This window comes from Burkholderia sp. A9 (genome assembly GCF_000801975.1).
Window position 1 is genome coordinate 1 of sequence record NZ_JSZN01000083.1, and the last position, 651, is coordinate 651.

A 651-nucleotide genomic window follows, 5' to 3' on the forward strand; every position below is an offset into this window, starting at 1 on the left:
CGTCCGCGCCGAGCGCCTTCAGCGTCTCGATCAGCACGCCGGTCTGGATCGTCATGTGCAGCGAACCAGCGATGCGCGCGCCCTTCAGCGGCTGCTGCGCCTTGTATTCGTCGCGGATCTGCACGAGGCCCGGCATTTCGGTCTCGGCAATGTTCAGTTCCTTGCGGCCCCAGCCGGCAAGCGCCATGTCGGCGACGACGTAATCCTTGGAAGCTTGCGAATCGATAATGGCGTTCATCACGCCCTCCTTTCTAAAAAAGTTCTAGAAATTGGTGACGTGAGCGCCGTTCAGGAAGCGGGGCCGGCGCGAAAAACGCCGCACGGCTGCTTGGTGAAGCTCTCCGAGCCTGGCGGACGCTGGATGGTCCGTCGCAACGCTCCTCGGAAAACGGGAGGGATTGTAGCAAATTGGCGCGGGAATTGCGCGACACGCGCCACGTCGGGCGCGCGTGGGCGCAATGAAAGGGTCAATTCTCGGCGCCGACCCACGCCTGTTCGCGCAGCCGCGTGCGCAGTCGCGCGACCGCCTGGCTGTGCAGCTGGCACACGCGCGACTCGCTGACCTCGAGCACCGCGCCGATCTCGCGCAGGTTCAGCCCGCGCTCGTAGTACAGCGACATCAGCAGCTTCTCGCGCTCGGGCAGCCGGTCG

Annotated in this window: 2 protein-coding genes and 1 riboswitch; both genes read right to left on the bottom strand. The window is 65.0% G+C overall.

What is annotated here, in order from left to right; genetic code table 11:
• Nucleotides 1-238 (bottom strand): adenosylhomocysteinase (locus PI86_RS15545; protein ID WP_039324421.1); only part of this gene is annotated, 238 nt, incomplete at its 3' end.
• A 34-nt stretch (nt 239-272) separates the two neighbouring features.
• Nucleotides 273-389: riboswitch (S-adenosyl-L-homocysteine riboswitch) on the bottom strand.
• Nucleotides 390-467: 78 nt separating this feature from the next.
• Nucleotides 468-651: sigma-70 family RNA polymerase sigma factor (locus tag PI86_RS15550; RefSeq protein ID WP_039324424.1), on the bottom strand; the 184-nt coding region annotated here is incomplete at its 5' end.